The organism is Alcaligenes sp. SDU_A2 (assembly GCF_038237375.1).
Lineage (GTDB): Bacteria > Pseudomonadota > Gammaproteobacteria > Burkholderiales > Burkholderiaceae_B > Alcaligenes.
Map to the genome: position 1 here is coordinate 2863367 of NZ_CP151273.1, position 19420 is coordinate 2882786.

At 57.2% G+C, this 19420-nt stretch carries 31 protein-coding genes; 23 read left to right on the forward strand and 8 right to left on the reverse strand.

The genetic code is table 11. From position 1 onward, the window contains the following. Positions 1-54: 54 nt before the first annotated feature. Complete coding sequence (locus AADW57_RS13235) at positions 55-309, forward strand: hypothetical protein (protein ID WP_341667363.1); 255 nt, start codon at positions 55-57, stop codon at positions 307-309. 334 nt (positions 310-643) lie between these two features. Here the strand turns inward: AADW57_RS13235 and AADW57_RS13240 are convergent, their stop codons facing one another. The 7 genes from AADW57_RS13240 to AADW57_RS13270 all read right to left on the reverse strand — a co-directional run bounded on the left by AADW57_RS13240 (position 644) and on the right by AADW57_RS13270 (position 4370). After that, positions 644-1003, reverse strand: a complete 360-nt coding sequence (locus AADW57_RS13240; protein WP_341667364.1) for a hypothetical protein — start codon at positions 1001-1003, stop codon at positions 644-646. 149 nt (positions 1004-1152) lie between these two features. Continuing rightward, complete coding sequence (locus AADW57_RS13245) at positions 1153-1488, reverse strand: DUF1064 domain-containing protein (protein WP_341667365.1); 336 nt, start codon at positions 1486-1488, stop codon at positions 1153-1155. After that, on the reverse strand, positions 1485-2138 hold the full coding sequence (locus AADW57_RS13250; RefSeq protein ID WP_341667366.1) for a DUF6475 domain-containing protein: 654 nt from the start codon (positions 2136-2138) through the stop codon (positions 1485-1487). Before AADW57_RS13250 ends, AADW57_RS13245 begins: the two co-directional genes overlap by 4 nt. A gap of 1 nt (position 2139) precedes the next feature. Continuing rightward, a complete protein-coding gene (locus AADW57_RS13255; protein ID WP_341667367.1) occupies positions 2140-2970 on the reverse strand; it encodes a helix-turn-helix domain-containing protein in 831 nt (276 codons plus the stop codon). Beyond that, positions 2967-3368, reverse strand: a complete 402-nt coding sequence (locus AADW57_RS13260) for a nuclease domain-containing protein (RefSeq protein WP_341667368.1) — start codon at positions 3366-3368, stop codon at positions 2967-2969. Before AADW57_RS13260 ends, AADW57_RS13255 begins: the two co-directional genes overlap by 4 nt. Continuing rightward, the gene (locus AADW57_RS13265) at positions 3365-3796 is read right to left on the reverse strand and encodes a hypothetical protein (RefSeq protein ID WP_341667369.1); all 432 of its coding nucleotides are present in this window, start codon (positions 3794-3796) and stop codon (positions 3365-3367) included. Before AADW57_RS13265 ends, AADW57_RS13260 begins: the two co-directional genes overlap by 4 nt. Position 3797: 1 nt before the next feature. Then, on the reverse strand, positions 3798-4370 hold the full coding sequence (locus tag AADW57_RS13270; RefSeq protein WP_341667370.1) for a hypothetical protein: 573 nt from the start codon (positions 4368-4370) through the stop codon (positions 3798-3800). Between the two features lie 63 nt (positions 4371-4433). Between AADW57_RS13270 and AADW57_RS13275 the strand changes: the two genes are divergently transcribed. Then, on the forward strand, positions 4434-4640 hold the full coding sequence (locus AADW57_RS13275; RefSeq protein WP_341667371.1) for a hypothetical protein: 207 nt from the start codon (positions 4434-4436) through the stop codon (positions 4638-4640). A 42-nt stretch (positions 4641-4682) separates the two neighbouring features. Here AADW57_RS13275 and AADW57_RS13280 read toward each other — a convergent pair whose 3' ends face one another. Further along, positions 4683-4889: a Cro/CI family transcriptional regulator gene (locus AADW57_RS13280; RefSeq protein ID WP_341667372.1), complete on the reverse strand. Its 207-nt coding sequence runs from the start codon at positions 4887-4889 to the stop codon at positions 4683-4685. Between the two features lie 74 nt (positions 4890-4963). On the opposite strand from AADW57_RS13280, the gene AADW57_RS13285 reads away from it, so the two are divergent. The 21 genes from AADW57_RS13285 (at position 4964) to AADW57_RS13385 (ending at position 19390) form a co-directional block, all read left to right on the forward strand. Then, positions 4964-5341: a hypothetical protein gene (locus AADW57_RS13285; RefSeq protein WP_341667373.1), complete on the forward strand. Its 378-nt coding sequence runs from the start codon at positions 4964-4966 to the stop codon at positions 5339-5341. A 476-nt stretch (positions 5342-5817) separates the two neighbouring features. Continuing rightward, entirely contained in the window at positions 5818-6927 is a 1110-nt protein-coding gene (locus tag AADW57_RS13290) for a helix-turn-helix domain-containing protein (protein WP_341667374.1), read from the forward strand. A 196-nt stretch (positions 6928-7123) separates the two neighbouring features. Continuing rightward, positions 7124-7462, forward strand: coding sequence for a hypothetical protein (locus AADW57_RS13295; protein ID WP_341667375.1), 339 nt, complete (start codon positions 7124-7126; stop codon positions 7460-7462). A gap of 494 nt (positions 7463-7956) precedes the next feature. Then, positions 7957-8121: a hypothetical protein gene (locus AADW57_RS13300; protein WP_341667376.1), complete on the forward strand. Its 165-nt coding sequence runs from the start codon at positions 7957-7959 to the stop codon at positions 8119-8121. Then, positions 8118-8582 (forward strand): hypothetical protein, encoded by a 465-nt coding sequence (locus tag AADW57_RS13305; protein WP_341667377.1) that lies wholly within the window; start codon positions 8118-8120, stop codon positions 8580-8582. Before AADW57_RS13300 ends, AADW57_RS13305 begins: the two co-directional genes overlap by 4 nt. A gap of 14 nt (positions 8583-8596) precedes the next feature. Continuing rightward, positions 8597-9022, forward strand: a complete 426-nt coding sequence (locus tag AADW57_RS13310) for a hypothetical protein (protein ID WP_341667378.1) — start codon at positions 8597-8599, stop codon at positions 9020-9022. A gap of 730 nt (positions 9023-9752) precedes the next feature. Beyond that, complete coding sequence (locus AADW57_RS13315; protein ID WP_341667379.1) at positions 9753-10103, forward strand: hypothetical protein; 351 nt, start codon at positions 9753-9755, stop codon at positions 10101-10103. Between the two features lie 91 nt (positions 10104-10194). Beyond that, positions 10195-10452 (forward strand): hypothetical protein, encoded by a 258-nt coding sequence (locus AADW57_RS13320; protein WP_341667380.1) that lies wholly within the window; start codon positions 10195-10197, stop codon positions 10450-10452. Beyond that, on the forward strand, positions 10442-10678 hold the full coding sequence (locus AADW57_RS13325) for a hypothetical protein (RefSeq protein WP_341667381.1): 237 nt from the start codon (positions 10442-10444) through the stop codon (positions 10676-10678). The genes AADW57_RS13320 and AADW57_RS13325 overlap by 11 nt, the downstream gene beginning before the upstream one ends. 200 nt (positions 10679-10878) lie before the next feature. Next, complete coding sequence (locus tag AADW57_RS13330) at positions 10879-11946, forward strand: hypothetical protein (protein WP_341667382.1); 1068 nt, start codon at positions 10879-10881, stop codon at positions 11944-11946. Positions 11947-11953: 7 nt separating this feature from the next. After that, positions 11954-12877, forward strand: a complete 924-nt coding sequence (locus AADW57_RS13335; RefSeq protein ID WP_341667384.1) for a recombinase RecT — start codon at positions 11954-11956, stop codon at positions 12875-12877. Beyond that, a complete protein-coding gene (locus AADW57_RS13340; RefSeq protein ID WP_341667385.1) occupies positions 12874-13647 on the forward strand; it encodes a lambda exonuclease family protein in 774 nt (257 codons plus the stop codon). Before AADW57_RS13335 ends, AADW57_RS13340 begins: the two co-directional genes overlap by 4 nt. 1 nt (position 13648) lies before the next feature. Further along, on the forward strand, positions 13649-14152 hold the full coding sequence (gene ssb, locus AADW57_RS13345) for a single-stranded DNA-binding protein (protein ID WP_341667386.1): 504 nt from the start codon (positions 13649-13651) through the stop codon (positions 14150-14152). A gap of 89 nt (positions 14153-14241) precedes the next feature. Beyond that, on the forward strand, positions 14242-14811 hold the full coding sequence (locus tag AADW57_RS13350; protein ID WP_341667387.1) for a hypothetical protein: 570 nt from the start codon (positions 14242-14244) through the stop codon (positions 14809-14811). Between the two features lie 36 nt (positions 14812-14847). Continuing rightward, on the forward strand, positions 14848-15273 hold the full coding sequence (locus tag AADW57_RS13355) for a hypothetical protein (protein WP_341667388.1): 426 nt from the start codon (positions 14848-14850) through the stop codon (positions 15271-15273). Between the two features lie 32 nt (positions 15274-15305). Further along, complete coding sequence (locus AADW57_RS13360) at positions 15306-15767, forward strand: four helix bundle protein (RefSeq protein WP_341667389.1); 462 nt, start codon at positions 15306-15308, stop codon at positions 15765-15767. A 57-nt stretch (positions 15768-15824) separates the two neighbouring features. After that, positions 15825-17039, forward strand: coding sequence for an RNA-directed DNA polymerase (locus tag AADW57_RS13365; RefSeq protein ID WP_341667390.1), 1215 nt, complete (start codon positions 15825-15827; stop codon positions 17037-17039). Positions 17040-17240: 201 nt separating this feature from the next. Then, positions 17241-17630 (forward strand): hypothetical protein, encoded by a 390-nt coding sequence (locus AADW57_RS13370; protein ID WP_341667391.1) that lies wholly within the window; start codon positions 17241-17243, stop codon positions 17628-17630. A 151-nt stretch (positions 17631-17781) separates the two neighbouring features. Beyond that, positions 17782-18870 (forward strand): hypothetical protein, encoded by a 1089-nt coding sequence (locus tag AADW57_RS13375; RefSeq protein ID WP_341667392.1) that lies wholly within the window; start codon positions 17782-17784, stop codon positions 18868-18870. Then, the gene (locus AADW57_RS13380; RefSeq protein ID WP_341667393.1) at positions 18867-19055 is read left to right on the forward strand and encodes a DUF1382 family protein; all 189 of its coding nucleotides are present in this window, start codon (positions 18867-18869) and stop codon (positions 19053-19055) included. Before AADW57_RS13375 ends, AADW57_RS13380 begins: the two co-directional genes overlap by 4 nt. Continuing rightward, a complete protein-coding gene (locus AADW57_RS13385; protein ID WP_341667394.1) occupies positions 19052-19390 on the forward strand; it encodes a hypothetical protein in 339 nt (112 codons plus the stop codon). The genes AADW57_RS13380 and AADW57_RS13385 overlap by 4 nt, the downstream gene beginning before the upstream one ends. Positions 19391-19420 lie beyond the last annotated feature (30 nt).

Genomic DNA, 19420 nt, shown 5'->3' on the forward strand with positions numbered 1-19420 from the left:
AAATAGGAACAATGATCCTATTTATATTCTATTATCGCGCGATTTACAACTACAATGTTCCGCATGATCCCAGATGCTGAAAACTCCTCACCCGCTACCCCGGACTATATTCGCTCGCTCATCCAGAAAACCGGGAGGCCGGCCACCTGGTGCGCAGCACGAGTCGGGATCACCGACCGATATCTACGCGAGCTCACCAGCGGAAACCGTCAGGCCAGCTACTCCCTGCAATTCACCCTGGAATCCCTCGCGCACGAAATGGAGCAATTGCGCCTCGCCGCCCAGCAGCATGCACACATGAAAAAATAAAACCCGCCGATCTTTCGATGGGCGGGCCTGATTCAAATCCTATAGGCACAGTTGTGCTGCTGATAATGTAATGGTTCTTGAAATGGTTTTCCAGAGCCTGATGTTATGCTTTGTGCCCACCACCAATCTGCGTGGGCGCCATTCCCCACTTCGCTGCGGTTCGATTGGATATGTCCTGTTGACTCCAGGTCGCGTAACACACGCCACACTCCGGTGCGAATTACCGCCCGCCGTTTCTGATCGGCATTGCCGCCTATGTAATTGATGATCTGCCTCATCTTGAAACGACGCCCTGGATACGCCGCCAGCAGATCAATCACCTCCGACGCATACTTCACAGCAACACCTCCTTTTCTACCTTGGCCCTAAATCCTTCCAGGTGCCGTTTGTAATCCTCGTCCCGCAAAATGGCGCCGGTCACGTCACGGATCCACCGGCGCGCCATCACCATGCGCCCTGAAGCCGACAAGTGGCCGAAATGCGAGTTCTTGCGCGTGTACTCGACCTGCACCACCATGGCCTCATGCCTGGGAAGACGCTGATACAGGGCGTCGACCGCGCGCGCATGATCCATGTTGATTGGTCGGTAGTCGTCTTCCCATGGCACGTACCGCTCCATGTTGCCCACCGTCCCCCCGGACCAGCACCAGCGAGCCCAGTTCCAGAGCAAATCATCGCCGCTCAGTTTTTGCATGGCCGCCCTCCCCAAATAATGCTTTCAATCCCTCTCGCGCACGCTCCCGTTTAGCTTCCGGCTGCCGCGCTTGGTGCTCTTGCCGCTTCCTGCGCACGAAATCCACGTGCTTGGACGGGTCTTGGTACATCCAGCTTGGGTATGACATATCAAACCTCCCGCACAGAAATGCCGTGGACCTGGAGCATGAGCTTGCGCTTCACGATGTAGTCCCGCGTGCGCATGCCCTTGGCATCCTCGATTACGGTCTGGCCGGTGGCCGTGTCCGTATACCGGAAGTCAGCCACGTACTCACAGGCCCACTCGGGCTTCCCATCGTCGCGGCGCTGCTTGGGTATCAGTTCAAACCGAGGCTGCAGTTCCAAGTCAGTGATCTGCCCTGCCCGCTCCAGCAGCTTGAGCTCGCCGTACCGGTAGGCTTCCCGTTTTGAGTCAAAAGCGTAGCCGTCCAGCACGACCTTGCGGTTTCCGTACTTGCGCTTCATGCCTGCAGCCTCCGCGGTGAGCTGGGGGCCAATGCCTCCTGCATTTCTCTGTCGCTGAGCTGCTGGAACCCGATGCGCTGCGTGTCGGAGCCGTTCTGCAGCACTAGCTTGGCGCGCACAGCATCACCGATCAGCACTGGTGGCTCTACCGGCTGGCCGGCCTGGCTGTTCTGCGCTTCGGCAATGCCGGGCAACCAACGGGGATACTCCAGGCTGGGGCGTGTCGCATAGGCGCGGTAGCGGTTCTCGAACTCACGCGCCACGAATGGCCACTCATCCTCTTTTTTCGTGCCCAGCGCGATCCACCCACCCATGTCCTGCAGCACCAGCAGGATGATCGGATCGTCAAATGTCACGCTGCGGTATGTGCCGACTGCGCGCACGGCTTTATCCACTTTGGCCCAGGCCACTAGGGCGCTATCTTGAGTCGAGCCACGCAACAGCTTCACAATGTCCGAAGGCTTCGGCACATACTGGCCGTTGTCCGGGTTCACGCAATGCCGGTTTATGGCTTCGTTCACGGCAGGGTAATCAAAGGGTTTCATGGCTTCCCACCAGACGTTCAACGCAAAGCGCGATGTGTCCCTGTGGTAGAAGGCATAAACGTCGGCCATAAGGCCAAAGAACTGCTGTTTTTCAGTGTCGTGCATCTCAGGCCTCCATCGCGGCACGGCGCGCAATTTCTCGGTTTCGGGCCTCTAGGGCCTCCTGGCGGTTCAATCCTCCGGAGTGCGCAGAGGGCCCTTGTCCGGTGTTGCTTTCCTTGATGCCAAAAAGCCCAGTCCAACCACGCTCAATGCTCTGTTCGATGGCGGCTGTCGGGTCCTGCCCTGCGGCATGTAGCTTGCCGAGTGTTCGCAGAGAAAGCCGTTTGGCTGCCTCCGTCCAAGCCTTACCGGATTTTTCTTTTCGGAATTCATCCCACATCGACCACGCATCAGAATCCAGCCAATCGGGCAAAACCAAGGCGTCAGCCTTTGGTGGTTTATGACGGTTACTTGATGGTTCTATGGTGGTTATATGCGGGTGCAACGGGTTGCACCCTTTCATGTCGCCGTTTGCACCCTTTGTGTCGTCAGATGCGCCCTTTATGTCGTGGATTGCACCCTTTTCAGGTGGATTAATGGGCGCAAAATTTGCACTGTTTTTTTCATCAGAAATGGGTGCAATTTCTGCACCGTTTTCTTGGCCCGGCAGTTCGCCACCTTTAATCCAATCAAGGTTGATTCGATACTCGCGGGACTGGCCGCGTCCACCATGCCCGCTATTAACCAAAATTAGCCAGCAAGACTCTTCCATCCTGCGTAACTGATACTGGACCGTGCGACGCGACTGGCGCGTCTTGATCATCAAATGCTCAATGGACGGGAAAACCTTGCATCCGTCATCATCAGCGTGGTCGGCCAGCGCCAGGGCGAGAATCATCTCACCGCCACCGACCGGATACCGTTCAAATACGGCCGTCATTACCTTGACGCTCATACAAACTCCTTATCCCGCACTGGTCGCCAAGCAGCGAACGCACGCTCCCAGATCGTTTTCTTTTCATCGCGAGTAAATCGCCGTCCTTGATCTAGCTCTGCGTGGCAGGCGTGGCAGCCAGGGACGGTATAAAAATCAGGGGCTTTCAATCCGCCTGCCTTGTCGTACTCCAACCAGTTGGGGTGACACGGGACCACAGTCGGATCGTCGGGATAGCTGCGACACAGCCCGGGAATCTGCAAATAACATGGATGGCCACGCACGGAATTGCGCAGCTTGGCATCGTGCCGGCCGGGCCGTTTCTTGGGTGCCCGCTTTTTCCAGGCCGTGGCCTTGATCGGTTTGTAAGTACGCAGCGGACCGCCAGCGCGCAGTGTGCTGTTCCAGGCGGTCTTCATTGGTCTTGCTCCGGAAAAGCCAGGTACACACCGCGATCGCGAAAGTCTGTCTGCACAGCCTCGGCATACGCGCTCAATTGCTTGCGGCTCATGAGCGATGTCACCGGCAAATACTTCATCATCAGCAGCTTTTCTTCGTAGCTGCGGCCTTTGATGATCGAGTCGTACATGCCCTGAAACTCAGCGTCTTCAGCCCGCAAGATCGGCACGCCGTGATGCAGCTTGCAGTAACACCGCCAGCCCAGCGCATCGTCCTCGGGCAGTTCCCGGGCTATTTGCCCATACCAGACATGGGTGATGTCGTTCTGAGGCAAAGTGCGGGCCTTGCCGGTCTTGATTGAAATGCGCAGGTATCGGTGAGCCTGGTACTGGCTACGCAGGTCACCCATGAAGCGCTGCAGGGATTCGTCGCTGTTCACGATTTGCATATCAGCCCCCTGCGTGCTTGCGTTGTGCAATCTGCTCTTCCAGCGCCGAGCGGGCGGCCTTCTGAGTGCCGATGGAGTCCGAAAGCTCTTTATGTGCTGTCTCCATCGCATCCAGGCTACTGTCCTGGGAAAGACTGAGCACCGCAGCCATCGCCTCAGAGCCTTCCTTATTGATCGCCTTCACGCGGTCCACCACATCGAACTCTTGCCCGAAGCAGAAAATGAACTTGCGCGCGGAGAAACCTAGCGGACGCAGCATTTCATTCACGTAGGCGTAGCGCAGGTCTTCGGGCATGGCCAGCAGGATGGACTGCTCGAAGTTCGCTGGCATGTAGTTGTTGTCTTTGGTCTGGTCATCGAGCCAGCGGAAGATTCGGTCAGCCGCATTCTTGGCCAGCGTGAACGTGTCACCGGCCGTTTCAAAACGGATTTTGCTGCTGGCCTCCAGGCCGAGCCGTTGATGGGTCTCCACGATGGCCAGCGCCACTGCCTCGCGGCTGCCGGCACGCGCGCGCCATTGATCGACGTAGTGCAGCAAGGTCTTCAGCTTGGATTTGTGCGATTCGTTTCGCATGATTGATCTGTCCCGCTTTCGTAAAGTAGCCCCTGAGACCATTGCAATCCTCGGGAACTACGTATGGATAAGAATCTGAGTGGGCCGGACACTACCGGCATGGATGAAGAAATCGACTTAGAGCGCCTGGAGCTGCTGGACCGTGCCGAAGAGCTGGCCAGGCAAATGTTTGAATACCCAACAGAGACCCATGTAGAGGGTGTGCTGGACAGGCTGCTGTGGAATGAGCTTCACGGCTTGGGCGAGGCCGGGGCAGCGACGCTGCACTAGGCGTCGGTTGGGCCGATAGGGATCGGCTCTCTTTTCTCTGGATCACACATTTGCGCGCTCCTTTATTGATTTCCAAGTAGTAGGCCATTGCTTTGGGTTCTGCTTGGCGACAGCCGCAATCACTCGGTCTGCAATTCGCGGGGGAAGGTCTTCAGGCCATTGGGTTACTGCCTGCGGCATGATCCCGATGGCTGAAGCGGCGGAGCTGACGGTGCCGCCTAGTAGTTGAATGGCATGTTTTTTCTTCATGAGCAAATGTTAGCGTGCTTACGCAAGCATTGCAAGCACGCTTTTCACAAAATAGAGTGTAATTGCGCTTACATATGAGCGAACTTAAAGAAAGAATCGAAGAGGTAAAGGCCTCAATGAACTGGAACGACACCCAGATGGCAAATGCCGCTGGCGTGAGTCGATCAGCCGTGTCTCAGTGGGCTGGAAAAGGAAGCAAAATCATCCACACGATTGGCGATGTGGAGGTTGCGCTAAACCTTGAGCGCGCCACGGGATACAGCGCTCTCTGGATAGCCAAGGGCGTAGGCCACAAGAAGATGAAAGACCGTCTTTCCGCTGAGTCTTGGCCCTTCATCTCTATAGATGATCAGAAAGTTCGCGCGCTAGCCCCTGACAGAGAACGCATGCAGCTTGAGGCTGCCATCCTCCTATCAGCAGCCCAGCTCGGCCTGGACGTAAAGAAGGACTAGGGTACGTAAGATGGCTGAAAACGTGACCCGACCCAGGGAGGCTGTACGCAAGGACTGAAACACCAAAAGCATGGTGGTTTTAGTAAGACAAACTCAGCGGGTTATTCAACCAATTCTTTACCAATTAGGTAAAAAACACTAAAATGGAACAGAGTTGAGGATCGGATTTAACGACGAAAAGGTCCGCAAAATCTGCGAACAGCATGCGGTTGCAGTCAAAAAGCTTGGGGATATCTGTGCACGAAAGCTCCAGATGCGACTAGCTGAACTGGAGGCGGCTTCGTGCGTCAAGAGTCTAGTAGCAGGAAATCCTCATCCACTGACCGGCGACCGAGCCGGTGAGTTTGCTGTCGACTTGTACCGCGGCTTCCGTCTCACCTTTACTCCCGGAAATGATCCTTGTCCTATAAAAGCAGACGGGGGAATTGACTGGGATGAAGTGACTATTATTAGTATTGAATACATTGGGGACTATCATGACTGAACTGAGTGCTCCTTTTGCGCCAGATTGGGTTATCCCCCCTGGTGCATCAATCTTAGATCTAGCTGAAGAAAAGGGCTGGACGCAAAGCGAGCTCGCCAAACGCATTGGTTTTAGCGAAAAACATATTAGCCAGCTCATAAACGGCAAGGTGCCAGTCACCACCGACGCAGCCAATCGTCTTGAGAAGGTGCTGGGCAGCTCTGTCGATTTTTGGCTGACACTTGAAGCAAACTACCAAAAACATAAGGCCCGCTTAGACTCTATGGCGCGCTGTGCCAGCTGGATCGGATGGCTCGATGAATTGCCTATTAAAGACCTCATGAGCTACGGCGCAATCATGAAGCGCCGCCTAACTCAAGCGGTAAAGCCAGATGTTGTCAGCGATTGCTTGCGTTTTTTTGGCGTAGCCTCGCCAGATGAATGGCGCGCTCATTATGGAGGTATGGAAGTCTCGTTCCGACGTAGCCGTGATGAGCAGTGTGATGTTGGGGCGATCTCTGCTTGGCTTCGCTTGGGTGAAGAGCAAGCCGAAAAATACGAAGGCCCTAAGTACGATAGAGCAAAGTTTGAAGATGCTTTGCATGAAATTCGTCGCCTAACTTGTGAGCAGCCTGAAGGGTTTGAGCCGCAAATGCGACGCTTGCTTTATAATGCAGGCGTTATATTTGTGCTTGTTCCATCCATTCCTCGAGCGCATGTCAGCGGTGTTGCGCGTTGGCTTGGCCCTAGCCGACCGGTCATCCAGATGTCGCTTTATGGGAAAAGTAACGATAAGTTCTGGTTCACTTTTTTTCATGAGGCAGCCCACATCCTGCTGCACGCTAGCACTCCAGAAGAAAAGAAATCAATTTTCCTGGACGACCCGAATGCCGCTCGTTCAACGGCGACATATGAACACGAAGCTAACACATGGGCTGCTAATTGGCTGATTCCCGAGTCGGAAACCCAATCGCTGCACGGGCTTCGCAATAAAGCTGCTGTGATAAGCTTTGCCGCTAGAATCGGGGTGCACCCAGGAATCGTAGTTGGACGCCTTCAGCACGAAGGGATCATTGAACAGTCATGGTTTAACGATCTGAAGTCACGCTTTCAACTTAAGTGATACTCACACACACCAAAGCCCCTCTCCGGGGCTTTTTCTTTGCCTATAGCTTTCGTCATCTTCCTCCCCCACCGTCTCTCTCATATCTCCCAGCCGCCGGTAATCGCCACTGAGAGTTAGCCCAAGCCGCATAAACAAAGGCTTCCGGGCAATCTGAACGTCGAGGCTCAGTCCAACTCTTGACTCAAAATACTGTATGGATATACAGTATAACTACTTCCCCTGCCCCGCCATATTGATGCGCTCTATGCAGCCTTTTGCTGTACAGGCCGCACGTCTAAAACGCCTACAGGAATTAGAAAAGCACCGCGATATGACGAGTAACCAGAACACTAAGCCCCCGGCTGACCTTTCATTCTTGATGCGAGCGGCAGCTGAAAGACTGGAAGAAAGCTGTGCGGTTATTGATGCCGCTGAAGCCGCCTGGATGTCTCCTGCACTGCCCGATGATGCAAAGCTGCGCATCATGCTCAGCCTTCGCCGCACCCTAATTGACGTAATCCTTGGCATTGAGAGCGGCACGCAGTCGGGCTGAGCGCCTCATATCCAATACCCCTGCTCGCGATTGCGAGCTTTTTTTCACATAAGGCGTACGCACTCTTACTCAATTACGTTAGCATGCTTGACATTATCTGTTAGCGCTCTTACACTTCATCCAACGCTTCACCAAACCGCAGAACAGCCTAGCCCCCAGGGCAGCCCAGTAACGGTACAGAGAGCGCCAGCAGCGAGGGCTGCGCCTGCTACGGCAGGAGCTCTTTAACAACCAAACGCCGATGTTGCTCACCCCACCTATGCGAGGTGTTCGTCCGGCTCAATAGCACCCACAAGCATGGTTGTGGCTCTGCGCGGTATCCCTGCCGTTCCCAGTCCGCCAAAGCGCGGTTCACGGGAAAAATGGGTGAGGCGTAGACGGCCAAGAGTAGAAACGGTCACTGCCGGTTGGAATCCCGGCGCCGGCCTCGCACAGGGGCCTTATCCACCAGTGCCCTGGCTCTCAGGGTGCTGACGGATAAATAGGAGAGAAATATGAAAGAGCCGATGCGCAAGAGAATCCTTTCCGCCATCGCGGATTGCGACCGCTACATCGCAAAAGAAGGTGCCAGAGCCGCTGATCTGCGGCCTGCTGAAATCCAGCGGCGGCTGGCTTACTACATAAGCCACAGGGACAAACTTGCAGGAATGCTGGCATGACATGCGAGGGAATGGCGAAATCATACAGATTGGCCGCCAGATGCAGTCGCCGCCAGGCTAGGAAGCATATTGTTGCTGGTAATTTGCCTGCGGCATCGGAGGCTGCGTCGCATGCCGGGCTGATGGAGGAATGTGCATTGGAGGTGGAGCGAAGCGCTGCGCTTCCGATGCCCCGCAAGGAAAATATTCGTGCGTTACTTAAAGAATGGTACCTACACAGCCGTTTCGAGGGCCGGGATGGCCCCGTATGGGGCGCTAACTACTCGACCCTGATCGTCGAATCGGTGAGCAGGGATCTCGAATCATACGGAGTGTCGGGAATCAGCATGTACGAGTCTCGTACAGGCAAGCCAATCAAGTTTGGTCGTAACCTGAGCATCTTGAATGCAGACGAGCCGCCGCCTCAGATTCAACGCAAGCCAGCAAGCATTGGACGAATTATTCACGGGCAGGCCTGGTGATATCGGAGATAGACATGGAAATCATCTACGTGCAAAACAGTGGCGGTATGGCCTGCGTCGGTGACGACCTAGCCGCACGCGCCGCCGAAAAAATTGGCGCTTTGCGTCAGGGGCCAGGGGATCGCATTCCTCCGGGGTCGCTCATCGTCTATCGCACCAACGAGGTTGGGGGCTGGTTCGGCGTCGCACGCTCTGAGCGCCATGGAAGGCTGTGCCGATTTCGCGGCTTTGATCGGACGCTTGCAACTGCGCAGCGTATCGCTAAGGCAGTTGAACACACGCCACCTGTTGGCGCACGCCTGCAGCACGACGCCAGCACCGGAGAGTTTGCGTATATCTCCGAGCAACTGGATGGGGACGGAAGCCCCCTGTGGGCCACCGACTGGCATCAAAGCGAAAGCGCCGCGCGTGCCGCCATCGCCACGGTGGCTGGCACTTAATCATCACCCGCCCAGGCAGGCCGGCATAGCCGGATCTCCTCGGGCCCGCGGCGGGCCGACCTGGGTAGCCGAACTGGCAGCAGATAGTGATCTGCCTCCCCTGCGCCAGGACAGGGGCATCACATAGGCGGCGGCGTGGAAAGCAGACACGCTACAAACGGCATGACTCGATGGGGATCGGCCCTTGGGGATGGGAGCCAAGGTCGGTAGCTGGCACACCTCGCTTGCGACAGGTGGAAACAGGCCCTTGAACGCACTCGAACAGCAGGCATTACCGAGCAATCGGGTGATAGTGCGCACGCCTGCGGTCATTACACAGAGCATGCACGTTCCCTAGCTGGAGTAGCGCCCAGCCCGCCTATGTGATGGTCAGCAGGAAACCAGCAGGCACCGGATCCTGTAATCCGGCGAGCCAGGAACAACGGGGATGAAATGCCACTGGCCTCCCCGCCGCTGGAATACGGGTAGCTCCCGGCGGCCATCAAACTCAAATCGTCCGGGCCGCGCGCCGGAGCTGGAACCGTAACCAGCACCCTCCAGCCGCAGCATTCCCCTTCCCCTCCCACTGACCCACTCCGCCCACCCCGGGCGGCAGGGAGTGCTGCGCCTAGAGGGCCACTGCGAGCCTGTCCGAGCCGCAAATTCTAGACGCGTGAGCCGACTTAGCCGGTGACCGCCCTCTTCCCATCACAAGCGCCGGACGCGGCGCAACCCCCATCCGGAGCACACCATGAACGCTATCGCTGAGCGCGAATACCTCGCGCATGAGCTGGCGGAGCGCCGCCGCGCCTATATCGCGGAGCAGATCCGCAACTGCCTGTACGGCGAAATTGAGTTCGTCACCATGGCCTACACCTACCCGGCCATCACCCAGACCGAGAGCCGCGCCGACCTGATCGAGTGCATGGAGAACGAGCTGATTGTGTTGGCAGACGACTACTCAGCCCGGCTACTGGCCGCCCTGGACGACGAGGGACTGCGCCCTTCCCTGCGTGAACTGCGCGACAGCATCATCGAGCGCTGGGCGCGCCACACGCACGACAGCATGACCCGCCAGGAACTGGAGGCGCTGCCGTGCTGATCGAATTTCTTATTTTCTGCGGATTTTTCTGCTGCGCGGCTTTTGCGATCGCGCTGGCGGCTGAGGCTGTGATCAATATCTGGAGGCAGTCATGACCATCGATACAAAAAAACTGCGCACCGTCATAAATGACGACGAGGTAAGCGACGAGGAGCTGGTGCAGCAGATCGAGCCGGAAAAACTGCTCAATCACATTGATGCCCAGGAGGTTGAGATAAAGCGGCTTAAAGAAGCACTCTACTTGGCGCTTGAGTATTGGGCTCACCGCCAGCAGCGCTACAAGAACCGCAGTCCGGTTTGGGTTCAAAAAGCCCGCGATGCCCTATCGGGAGAGCCAAATGGCGCGTAGCCGATGCACTCTGCACAAAACAAAGCTGGTCGAGTTCAAAGCGTTCTGCGAAGAACGCGGCTGGCAGGCCGAGCCGACCAAAGGCGGATACGAAATGCTGCGCATGCGTCACGCCGACCGCAAAGACCCGTTGATCGTATACGACCGGAACAGCGCCCCCGAGCACTACACGACTTGGGGCGAAAGCGCGCGGATGGTCACCGCCATGCTGCGCCAGCGGCGATAGGAGACATCAAATGCCGCACAGCCAAAACCCCGGCTTCCCCCGCACTCGCCGCCGTAACCCATTCGATGGACAGGGATGCTACGCACCAAATAGCAGCGCCCCGCCCTGGGGCTGGCCCCTCACCCTACTTATTGCCATTGCAGTCTGCGGACTGCTTTTTTTCGGCCCGACTCTCGCGGCCCGAGCGATTGGAGCATGACATGACCGAATCCACTGAATTGATGGGTCTGCCGCCAGCCGAAACGGCGCTGCAAATCTACCAAACACCAAATGGCCTAGACCCGTACATCGAGCGCATCCGACAAGAAGTCACCGGGCATGCACCGAACCTAAAAACCGACAAGGGCCGAAAGGAAATCGCCAGCCGCGCATTCAAGGTGCGCAAGATCAAAACCGCTCTGGACGGCCTGGGCAAAGAGCAGGTGGACCGGCTCAAGGAAATACCCAAGCTGATCGACGCTGAACGTAAGCGCATGCGTGAAGAACTGGACGCACTGGCCGACGAAGTCCGCAAGCCGCTAACGGAATGGGAGGAAGCAGAGGCCAGCCGGGTAGCGATGCACAAAAACGGCTTAGAAAGCATAGCATCTCAAACGCGAGAGGTTGGCGGACTTGACTCGGACTCTCTTCGCCTGCGTATCGAATCGGTAGAGGCCGAGGTGATTGGCGAAGCTTGGGAAGAGTTTGAAGCCGAAGCCCACCGGGCCAAAGCCAAAGCGCTGGAAATCCTGAACGCAGCCCTGGCTGAGCGGCAGAAGTACGAAGCCGAGCAGGCAGAACTGGCTGAGCTGCGCCGCAAGCAGGCCGAGCAGGAACAGAAAGACCGCGAGGCTGAGATCGCCCGGCAAGCGGCCGAGAAGGCCCGAGCCGACGCGGAAGCCAAGGCCCAGGCCGAGCGCGATGCCGCCGCCAAGCGTGAAGCCGATGCAAAAGCCGCAGCCGAACGAGCAGAGCAGGATCGCTTACAGGCCATCGAGCGCCTGAAACAAGCCGAGGCGCGAGCCGAAGCGGAAAAGCTGGCCGCCGAGCAACGCGCCAAGGATGCCGCCGAAGCCGCGCGGCAGGCAGAAATCCAGCGCCAGGCCGACGAAAAAGCGGCAGCAGAGGCAGCACAGCGAAAACGCGAAGCTGATATCGCGCACAAGGCCAGCATCAACAACGCCGCCCTGACCGCATTCATCGATAACGGCCTGCCTGACGCGTGCGCCAAGCAAGCCGTCATTTTGATCGCCAAGGGACTGATCCCGGCGGTAAAGATTCAATATTGAGGACATCATGAGCAATCAAACCGCGACCGTTGAGGATCTGGTCTACAGCATTAAGCCCGCGTTTGACACCGTCCTGATTGATCGCGGGATTGTCTTTGAACGAGAGGCTGAGTTTGCGATCCAGGCGATTCTGGCAAGCGAGTACGCCACCAAAATGGCAATGCAGAATCGGCAGAGCGTGATCGATGCTGTGACAAATGTGGCAGCCATTGGCATCAGCCTAAACCCAGCCAAGAAACAAGCCTATCTGGTACCACGCAAAGGTGGTATCTGCCTATCCATCGGATACATGGGCCTGCTTGATATGGCAATGGATTCCGGCTCTATTAAATGGGGTCAGGCAAGGTTGGTGTACGAAGCCGATACATTTCGGCTGAATGGACTGGACCGCCAGCCCACGCACGAATTTGACCCGTTCAACAAGGATCGCGGTGAGGTTGTCGGCGTGTACGTATCAGTCAAAACGGCAGATGGGGACTACTTAACTGAACCCATGTCTGTCGATGAGATCAATTCCATCCGGGACCGATCGGACGCATGGCAAGCCTACATCACCAAGAAACGCTCCTGCCCCTGGGTGACGGACTGGGGGGAAATGGCGAAGAAAACAGCCGTTCACCGTGCCTATAAATACTGGCCCAAGACTGAACGCCTGGAAAACGCCATCCATTACCTGAACACGGATGGCGGCGAAGGCATTCAAACAAACAGCCAGCCTGCACACGACCCTGAACTCGCGCAAGACTGGGCGGCCAAAGCCACTGACTGCCTATCCACCAGCACATTAACCGAAGTTTGGAAAAAAGGGCTTGCCGCCATCAAGGCCGCTGGCGACATGACGGCGTACCAAACATTTAAGGACGCCGTTGAAAAGCGGGGGACAGAACTGAAAGCCATCGAATCTAAAACCGTGGAGGCCGAACCGGCATGACACACATCGTCATTAACTGCGAACAAGGCAGTCTGGAATGGCACCGGGCCCGCGCAGGCGTCATTACCGCAAGCATGTTTTCAACTATTCGGGCAAAGGTTAACTGCCTGGATGAAAAGCAGTCTGCTTATGTCCAAGCCATCTTGGCTGGCAAGAGCGAGGCCAGCGCACGGGAGATTGCTGGGTACAAGACCGCTCCAAGAGCTGAGGGCATTCGCAAAGCGCTGGATGGTGAGCCTGTCGGCGACTGGTCGGACACAGCAAAAAACTATGCATTCCGGCTGGCCGTGGAGCGGATCAGCGGCGAGCCGCTGGATGAAGGGTTCCAGACTTGGAGCATGAAACGAGGCCATGAACTCGAACCGATGGCGCGCATGGAACACGAGTTGCAATCCGGCCTGATCGTGCAAAGAGCTGGCTTCGTCGTGACCGAGGACGGCGCATTTGGAGCAAGCGCAGACGGACTCATTGAGGACGATGAAGGCAGCGAATACAAGTGCTTCATCGACCCTGAAAAATTACGCGCCTTCTGGGTTGACAACGACCCTAGCAGCGTCATGGAACAAGCCCAAGGCTGTATGTGGTTGACTGGTCGTAGGCGCTGGCATATCGGCCTGTATTGCCCCGCCCTTGAGCCGGCCAAGAAACAATTATGGTGGCGCGTGTTCGAGCGCGATGACGACTACATCGAAAAAATGGAGCGTGATCTGCTGGGCTTCAAATCAGTTGTGGACGGCTACGAGGAACTGCTGCGCAAGGAGGCGGCATAACATGGCATCGGTAAATAAAGTCATTCTGATCGGCAATCTCGGCCGCGACCCAGAAGTACGCTACAGCGCGGAAGGTTCGGCCATCTGCAATATTTCCATTGCCACGACCTCGCAGTGGAAAGATCGCAACTCCGGCGAACGCCGCGAGGAAACCGAGTGGCACCGCGTGGTGTTCTATAACCGTCTGGCCGAAATCGCCGGCGAATACCTGAAAAAAGGCCGCTCGGTCTATGTAGAAGGTCGTCTGCGTACGCGCAAATGGACAGGCCAGGACGGTCAGGAGCGTTTCACTACTGAGGTCATTGCCGAGCAAATGCAAATGCTTGGTGGCCGCGACGGTGGAGGCGAAAGCTACGGCAGCGCGCCCCAGCCAGAGCAGCGGCAATCACACTGCCAGCAGCGCAACAACTACGCAGACACCGAAGGGCGCGGGCAGCAAAGACAAGCCCCGCCTCCCATGACGGATAACTTAGCCGACATGGATGACGACATACCTTTTAACTGAGGCGACACGGCCTAGAGCGCCGGCTTACCCGGTGCCGTGCCGCCTACCATCGCCCTTCGGGGCAACTTCCCGACAAGGAAATCCAACCAATGAACACAGTCCAATTCGATTTGGGTGGCGGAGCCGTGCTCGCGCTGCCTACCGCTACTGTCGCTGAGAAACTGATCGGTAGCCTGCAGCAGGCCACTCCGGAGGCGATAGTGCAACCACCTGTGCGCCAGCGCATTGGCGAATATCTGCCTGGCCAGGGCGGTGTCTACGCCGGGGACATTCTGGGCGATGACGGGGTGCTGTACGGCCTGGTCATCGCTGAGCCCAAAGACGTCGGTATGGCCGCGTGGGGACCAGAAGGCGACCTCGATATGAGCGCATGGGATGGCCTGAGCAACACCAACACCCTGCGCGACAAATACCCTGCCGCCAAGCTGGCCGGCGATTACGAGGCCGACGGCCATTGCGACTTCTACCTGCCAGCACGGCGCGAAATGATGATCGCCCTGGCCAACGTGCCGAGCCTGTTCGAGAAATCGGACTGGTACTGGACCAGCAGCCTGCGCGGCGCGTACCCCTGGGCGGTCGTTTTCGAGTACGGAATCGTGCGCTTCAACTTCCGGGGCGACGAGTTCCGTGTCCGCCCTTTCCGCAGATTCGCGCTTTAACCCTTTACCCCTTCACACCGGCACAGGAGCCACCCAATGACCACCACTGAAACCATTTCCCGCGTCCCCGTGATCGGCCAGCACTGGCCTGAGCAGGGAGGTATCTATATCGGCCAGCGCCTGATCGACGGCCAGCCCCATCACATCATCATCGCCCCTGGCATCGAGTCCGACATTCAGGACGTGAAGTTCGCGGACGTGGATAAAGCCATTGCCGAAGTCGGCGAAATCAACGGCCACGCCGATTGGCGGGCACCGGAGCAAGAGGACCTGATGCTGGCCTACGTGAACGCGCCGGATCAGTTTGTGCGCAAAGGGCTGGCCAGCATCTACTGGTCGCGATCTGAGCATCACGACTGGCCCTGGGCGGTCGGTTTCGAGGGCGGGAACGTGCTCAGCATCGCCCGGTGCAGCGAGTTCCGTGTCCGCCCTTTCCGCAGCATTGTCGCTTCATCCATTTAATCATTTAGCGGGCGCTAGCCCGCAGTAACGGCATGGCACTCCACACCGACACCGCAATATACAAAGCGACGTACTCCCTCTGCCAACTCGTCACGCAGCTGGTCTCCAACATGCCACGCAACTACAAAGCGGATTTCGGTGCCGAGCTGCGCCGCCGCTGCATGGGTCTGGTCATGCGGGTCTATGAAGCGAACACCACAGACGAGCGGGCCGACATCCTGCGCAAAATGCGCCAGGAGGTTGAGGCGGTGAATCTGGCATTGCGGCTGTCGGTGGATCTGCGCCTGATTTCACGCGGGCAATATGCACAGGCCATCGCCCTCACGGATAGCGTCGGTAAGCAGGCTACCGGATGGCAGAAACACTCGGAACGTGCGCTTGACGCCGGTTTGCCACGGCAGACCGGACAACGCGCCTATCAATCTGGTCGAGCCGCTGGGCCACAAGCCCACCGCCAGGCGCAACAGGGATATCGCCGGCAGCAGTCGGAGTGATCCTGCGCAGTCTGCCCAATGAGCCAAAGTCTCGCTGGGCCGATGTGAATAGCTCGAATGAACCTGGGCGGTCGATTTCGAGAACGGAAACGTGAACAACAACAACCGAAACAACGAGTTCCGTGTCCGCCCTTTCCGCAAACTGAACCGAGAATTTCTATGGATACTGGCTATTCGTTCGAGCTGCTGGTGCAGGCGTATTTCTCCTGCCGCCGGCTCAAGCGCAACACGGCCAGCGCATTGCGCTTCGAGCAGGATCTGGAGCGCAATCTGCTGGACCTGCATGATGACCTGGTGACTGGCGCGTACAGCCCGGGAAGATCAATTTGTTTTGTGATCACGCGGCCCAAGCCCCGCGAGGTGTGGGCCGCTGATTTCCGCGACCGGATCGTGCATCATCTGCTTTACAACCAGATATCTGACCGGTTTTACCGCCGGTTTATCGCTGACTCCAGCGCCTGCATTCCTGGCCGGGGCACCCTGTACGCCGCACAGCGGCTGGAAACCAAGATCAGAAGCCAGACGCAGAACTGGAACCGGCCAGGGTTTTATCTCAAGTGCGATCTGGCCAATTTCTTCGTCAGCATCGACAAGCGGGTTGTCTGGCCCATGCTGGCCCGGCACATCCCGGAACGCTGGTGGCGCATGCTGGCCAAACTGATCCTGTTCCACGATCCGCGTAACGATGTCGAGATCCGCGGCGAACAGGCGCTGCTGCAGCTCGTACCGCCACACAAACGGCTGATGACAGCGCCGCGCCATCACGGTCTGCCTATAGGAAACTTGAGCAGCCAGTTCTTTGCGAACGTGCTACTCGATGGGCTGGATCAGCATGTCAAACACCGCATTCGGTGCAAACACTACGTGCGTTATGTCGATGACTTCATTCTGCTGCACGACTCACCGCAGTGGCTGAATGACGCGCTGGCCAGCATCAATGAATACCTGCCCACCCTGGGCCTGCAGCTCAACCCTACAAAGACAATCCTTCAGCCCATCGCCAGAGGCGTGGACTTCGCTGGCCACGTAATCAAACCCTGGCGTCGGCAAGTGCGCCGTCGTTCTGTGCGCACGGCGCTGCATCGTATTGAAACAGTCCCCGCTGGCAAGTCGCTGGGAACGATCAACAGCTATCTGGGGCTCATGCGCCACACCAATGGGTACCGCGACAGAGCAACGGTCAGCGCCGCAGCCAGAAAGCGCGGGCATGCCATCGCCTGGGACGCAGCCAAAGCATACCGAAAATCAGGAGCGCCCAATGGCCCTCAATGAAGATCCGCTAACCCGCCACAAAGGCAACAAACCCCTACCCCGCCTTCGACACATTGAGCCGGGGCAATTTTTTATCTTGAGACACGACCCGACGCCCCACGTGCTGCTGCACAAATCAGGGCATCACGGGCATTTCAACAATGGATATGCATCCCTGTGCCATGAGCTGGAACGCTCTTGTGTGGTCTGGGGTGAGAACGGATGGGAAGCAAAGCCTTGAGCGCAGACATACTCCAAGAGTTCACCAAAGAAGAAATCATCCAATGGGTACGTCATAGAGGGCTGATATTCCGCGTCAACAGGCGTGACCTTTTGTTCATCCGATGGGAGCTGGCCAGCCAAAAGCTCATGGCTGACTACGACGCAGAGCTCTCCACCTGGGACGCGCAAAAACCCGACTTCAAAGTCCGGGATGCCCTAGCCGTCCAACTCAACGCTACCTCGGACACTCAAGAGAAGCTGCGACTACTGAGTGAAATCCAACCATACGACAAAGCGCTCCAATCCCACATAGATCGGATGAAGAAATTGGACAAACGCCAGGAAGCCGTAGATCGGATGTATCAAGAGATAAATGGAGCAAAACAGTGAGCACCCACCCACACAACCAAGCGCGGTCTACCCCGCAAGAAGCGTTCAACCTTCAACGCGCAGCGCAGGTATACGGAACACGCGCATTCATCTCCGTTACGTCCAAAGCCGCCCCCAATCCTAATTACCCGCAATTGAAGGAGAAACGTCGATGAGCACAGATACACAAAACAGCGCACCTGTTAGCGCGGAGCCAGTGGCCGTGCCAGATGCAATTCTTCTCATGGCCCAGCGCATCGCCGCCGATGATTTCGAGCACTGCACATCAGATCCGATATTCACCGTTGAGAAACGCAATCTGATTACCGGCCTGGACTTGGATTACACCGACAACATTGGCTGGTTCTGCGAAGGCGAGCAGATTGATGACGAGGATGCAGCGGTGCTCGAAGCCGCATATCAAGAATCTGGAAACGTGCCGGACAATTACACCCGCACCGGTATAGAAGAGACATGGGAGCATTTCGCCACTTATGTGACGCTGGAAGCAGCGCGGGAGTTCGTGAGCAAGAAAGGTGACCAGTACCGGGTTTACGTTGATAGCGGATGTCGTAATCACGAATGGAAGGCTCTACGCGCATTCCTGCTACAGATAGCCGCCAATCCGGTGCTCGCCGCCCCCGTTGCCGCCCAGGCGCAGCAGTCCGCAATTAGTGCTGACTGGCGGTTTGTCGAGGCGCGCGAATGTAGTTCGTGCGGACACGTTGGTATCAATGACTCGTCATCTGATAACGCAGCATGCTCGGAATGCGACTGGATCGGCCCCATGCCAGAGACGGATCGCTGCCAAGGGTGCGAACGAGAAAGCGTGATGACGGCCGCGTGCCCGAAATGCGGGGATCGGTACAACCTCCTGGCAAGTTCCACTACTCAAGCGCCAGCGCAGCAACCTGTAAGCGGTGCTGACCGGTTGTCCATTGAGCTACGCGGCATTGCTGAGGCGGCCAGTACCCGGCCGATAGCCGTCGCTGGGTTCATCGCCGCTGCTGGGCATTGCGAGAACTGTGATGCAGCTAAGGGGCATGTCGAAGGCAACGCGGATACCGAGCGACTGAATCTGCTGCAAGACAATTACTGGGATCTACGCTGCATTAGCGTTCGATCCGGCGGCGACGATGCCGATGTGGATTGGATCGTGATCGGGCACCACATGGCAAAGCCTCATGAGCGCGTGATTGGGCGCGCATTCAAAGACGACCCGAGGGCAGCCATCGACGCAGCCCGTAAGGAGCAGGCATGAAAAGAGCAGCCCCCGCTGATCTGCGGAAATCGTTGATTACGGCGCAGGATCTGGCTAAGGCGGGTGTCGATTTCGTGGTAATGCCCGTTTTAAATGAGCAGGACAGAGTGGCTCTACTGGCCCAACAGGTCAGCAGGCTGGCAGGGCTATTGTGTGACTTTGACTGCCAGGAGCAAGACCAATGATTCAAATCACCGACATGAACGGGCGGCGTCATTACCTGCACCTAGACGCAATTGCCCGGGTCGCTCAGGCAGGCCCAAACTGGCACGGGATACGGGCATACGTGAAGACATTTGACGGCAAAACAATTGAGGCGGCAGAAAGCGCGGATGAGATTCAGCAGGCCATCCAGCTGGCGCGCCGCCCGCCTCATACGAATCAAACCTCATTAATTGCACACATCACTGCATTCATCGCCAGCGATGCCCTGGCCATCTCGTACCAGAGCCTGGGCGAGTACCGCACTGCCCTGCTGCGGATGCTGCGCGAGGCACAGACCAACACGGAGGGCGCATGAGCATTTCACCCGAGGCTGCAGAGGCTGGCC

What these genes read in the sequence shown, in the direction of transcription:
- AADW57_RS13370 (WP_341667391.1), top strand. Translation starts at nt 17,241, where the DNA reads ATGGGAAGCAAAGCCTTGAGCGCAGACATACTCCAAGAGTTCACCAAA.
- AADW57_RS13305 (WP_341667377.1), top strand. Translation starts at nt 8,118, where the DNA reads ATGACATGCGAGGGAATGGCGAAATCATACAGATTGGCCGCCAGATGC.
- AADW57_RS13350 (WP_341667387.1), top strand. Translation starts at nt 14,242, where the DNA reads ATGAACACAGTCCAATTCGATTTGGGTGGCGGAGCCGTGCTCGCGCTG.
- AADW57_RS13245 (WP_341667365.1), bottom strand. Translation starts at nt 1,488, where the DNA reads ATGAAGCGCAAGTACGGAAACCGCAAGGTCGTGCTGGACGGCTACGCT.
- AADW57_RS13255 (WP_341667367.1), bottom strand. Translation starts at nt 2,970, where the DNA reads ATGAGCGTCAAGGTAATGACGGCCGTATTTGAACGGTATCCGGTCGGT.
- AADW57_RS13380 (WP_341667393.1), top strand. Translation starts at nt 18,867, where the DNA reads ATGAAAAGAGCAGCCCCCGCTGATCTGCGGAAATCGTTGATTACGGCG.
- AADW57_RS13355 (WP_341667388.1), top strand. Translation starts at nt 14,848, where the DNA reads ATGACCACCACTGAAACCATTTCCCGCGTCCCCGTGATCGGCCAGCAC.
- AADW57_RS13375 (WP_341667392.1), top strand. Translation starts at nt 17,782, where the DNA reads ATGAGCACAGATACACAAAACAGCGCACCTGTTAGCGCGGAGCCAGTG.
- AADW57_RS13310 (WP_341667378.1), top strand. Translation starts at nt 8,597, where the DNA reads ATGGAAATCATCTACGTGCAAAACAGTGGCGGTATGGCCTGCGTCGGT.
- AADW57_RS13285 (WP_341667373.1), top strand. Translation starts at nt 4,964, where the DNA reads ATGAGCGAACTTAAAGAAAGAATCGAAGAGGTAAAGGCCTCAATGAAC.
- AADW57_RS13385 (WP_341667394.1), top strand. Translation starts at nt 19,052, where the DNA reads ATGATTCAAATCACCGACATGAACGGGCGGCGTCATTACCTGCACCTA.
- AADW57_RS13280 (WP_341667372.1), bottom strand. Translation starts at nt 4,889, where the DNA reads ATGAAGAAAAAACATGCCATTCAACTACTAGGCGGCACCGTCAGCTCC.
- AADW57_RS13330 (WP_341667382.1), top strand. Translation starts at nt 10,879, where the DNA reads ATGACCGAATCCACTGAATTGATGGGTCTGCCGCCAGCCGAAACGGCG.
- AADW57_RS13260 (WP_341667368.1), bottom strand. Translation starts at nt 3,368, where the DNA reads ATGAAGACCGCCTGGAACAGCACACTGCGCGCTGGCGGTCCGCTGCGT.
- AADW57_RS13270 (WP_341667370.1), bottom strand. Translation starts at nt 4,370, where the DNA reads ATGCGAAACGAATCGCACAAATCCAAGCTGAAGACCTTGCTGCACTAC.
- AADW57_RS13295 (WP_341667375.1), top strand. Translation starts at nt 7,124, where the DNA reads ATGGATATACAGTATAACTACTTCCCCTGCCCCGCCATATTGATGCGC.
- AADW57_RS13335 (WP_341667384.1), top strand. Translation starts at nt 11,954, where the DNA reads ATGAGCAATCAAACCGCGACCGTTGAGGATCTGGTCTACAGCATTAAG.
- AADW57_RS13315 (WP_341667379.1), top strand. Translation starts at nt 9,753, where the DNA reads ATGAACGCTATCGCTGAGCGCGAATACCTCGCGCATGAGCTGGCGGAG.
- AADW57_RS13300 (WP_341667376.1), top strand. Translation starts at nt 7,957, where the DNA reads ATGAAAGAGCCGATGCGCAAGAGAATCCTTTCCGCCATCGCGGATTGC.
- AADW57_RS13265 (WP_341667369.1), bottom strand. Translation starts at nt 3,796, where the DNA reads ATGCAAATCGTGAACAGCGACGAATCCCTGCAGCGCTTCATGGGTGAC.
- AADW57_RS13365 (WP_341667390.1), top strand. Translation starts at nt 15,825, where the DNA reads ATGAACCTGGGCGGTCGATTTCGAGAACGGAAACGTGAACAACAACAA.
- AADW57_RS13320 (WP_341667380.1), top strand. Translation starts at nt 10,195, where the DNA reads ATGACCATCGATACAAAAAAACTGCGCACCGTCATAAATGACGACGAG.
- AADW57_RS13235 (WP_341667363.1), top strand. Translation starts at nt 55, where the DNA reads ATGTTCCGCATGATCCCAGATGCTGAAAACTCCTCACCCGCTACCCCG.
- AADW57_RS13250 (WP_341667366.1), bottom strand. Translation starts at nt 2,138, where the DNA reads ATGCACGACACTGAAAAACAGCAGTTCTTTGGCCTTATGGCCGACGTT.
- AADW57_RS13275 (WP_341667371.1), top strand. Translation starts at nt 4,434, where the DNA reads ATGGATAAGAATCTGAGTGGGCCGGACACTACCGGCATGGATGAAGAA.
- AADW57_RS13360 (WP_341667389.1), top strand. Translation starts at nt 15,306, where the DNA reads ATGGCACTCCACACCGACACCGCAATATACAAAGCGACGTACTCCCTC.
- AADW57_RS13290 (WP_341667374.1), top strand. Translation starts at nt 5,818, where the DNA reads ATGACTGAACTGAGTGCTCCTTTTGCGCCAGATTGGGTTATCCCCCCT.
- AADW57_RS13340 (WP_341667385.1), top strand. Translation starts at nt 12,874, where the DNA reads ATGACACACATCGTCATTAACTGCGAACAAGGCAGTCTGGAATGGCAC.
- ssb (WP_341667386.1), top strand. Translation starts at nt 13,649, where the DNA reads ATGGCATCGGTAAATAAAGTCATTCTGATCGGCAATCTCGGCCGCGAC.
- AADW57_RS13325 (WP_341667381.1), top strand. Translation starts at nt 10,442, where the DNA reads ATGGCGCGTAGCCGATGCACTCTGCACAAAACAAAGCTGGTCGAGTTC.
- AADW57_RS13240 (WP_341667364.1), bottom strand. Translation starts at nt 1,003, where the DNA reads ATGCAAAAACTGAGCGGCGATGATTTGCTCTGGAACTGGGCTCGCTGG.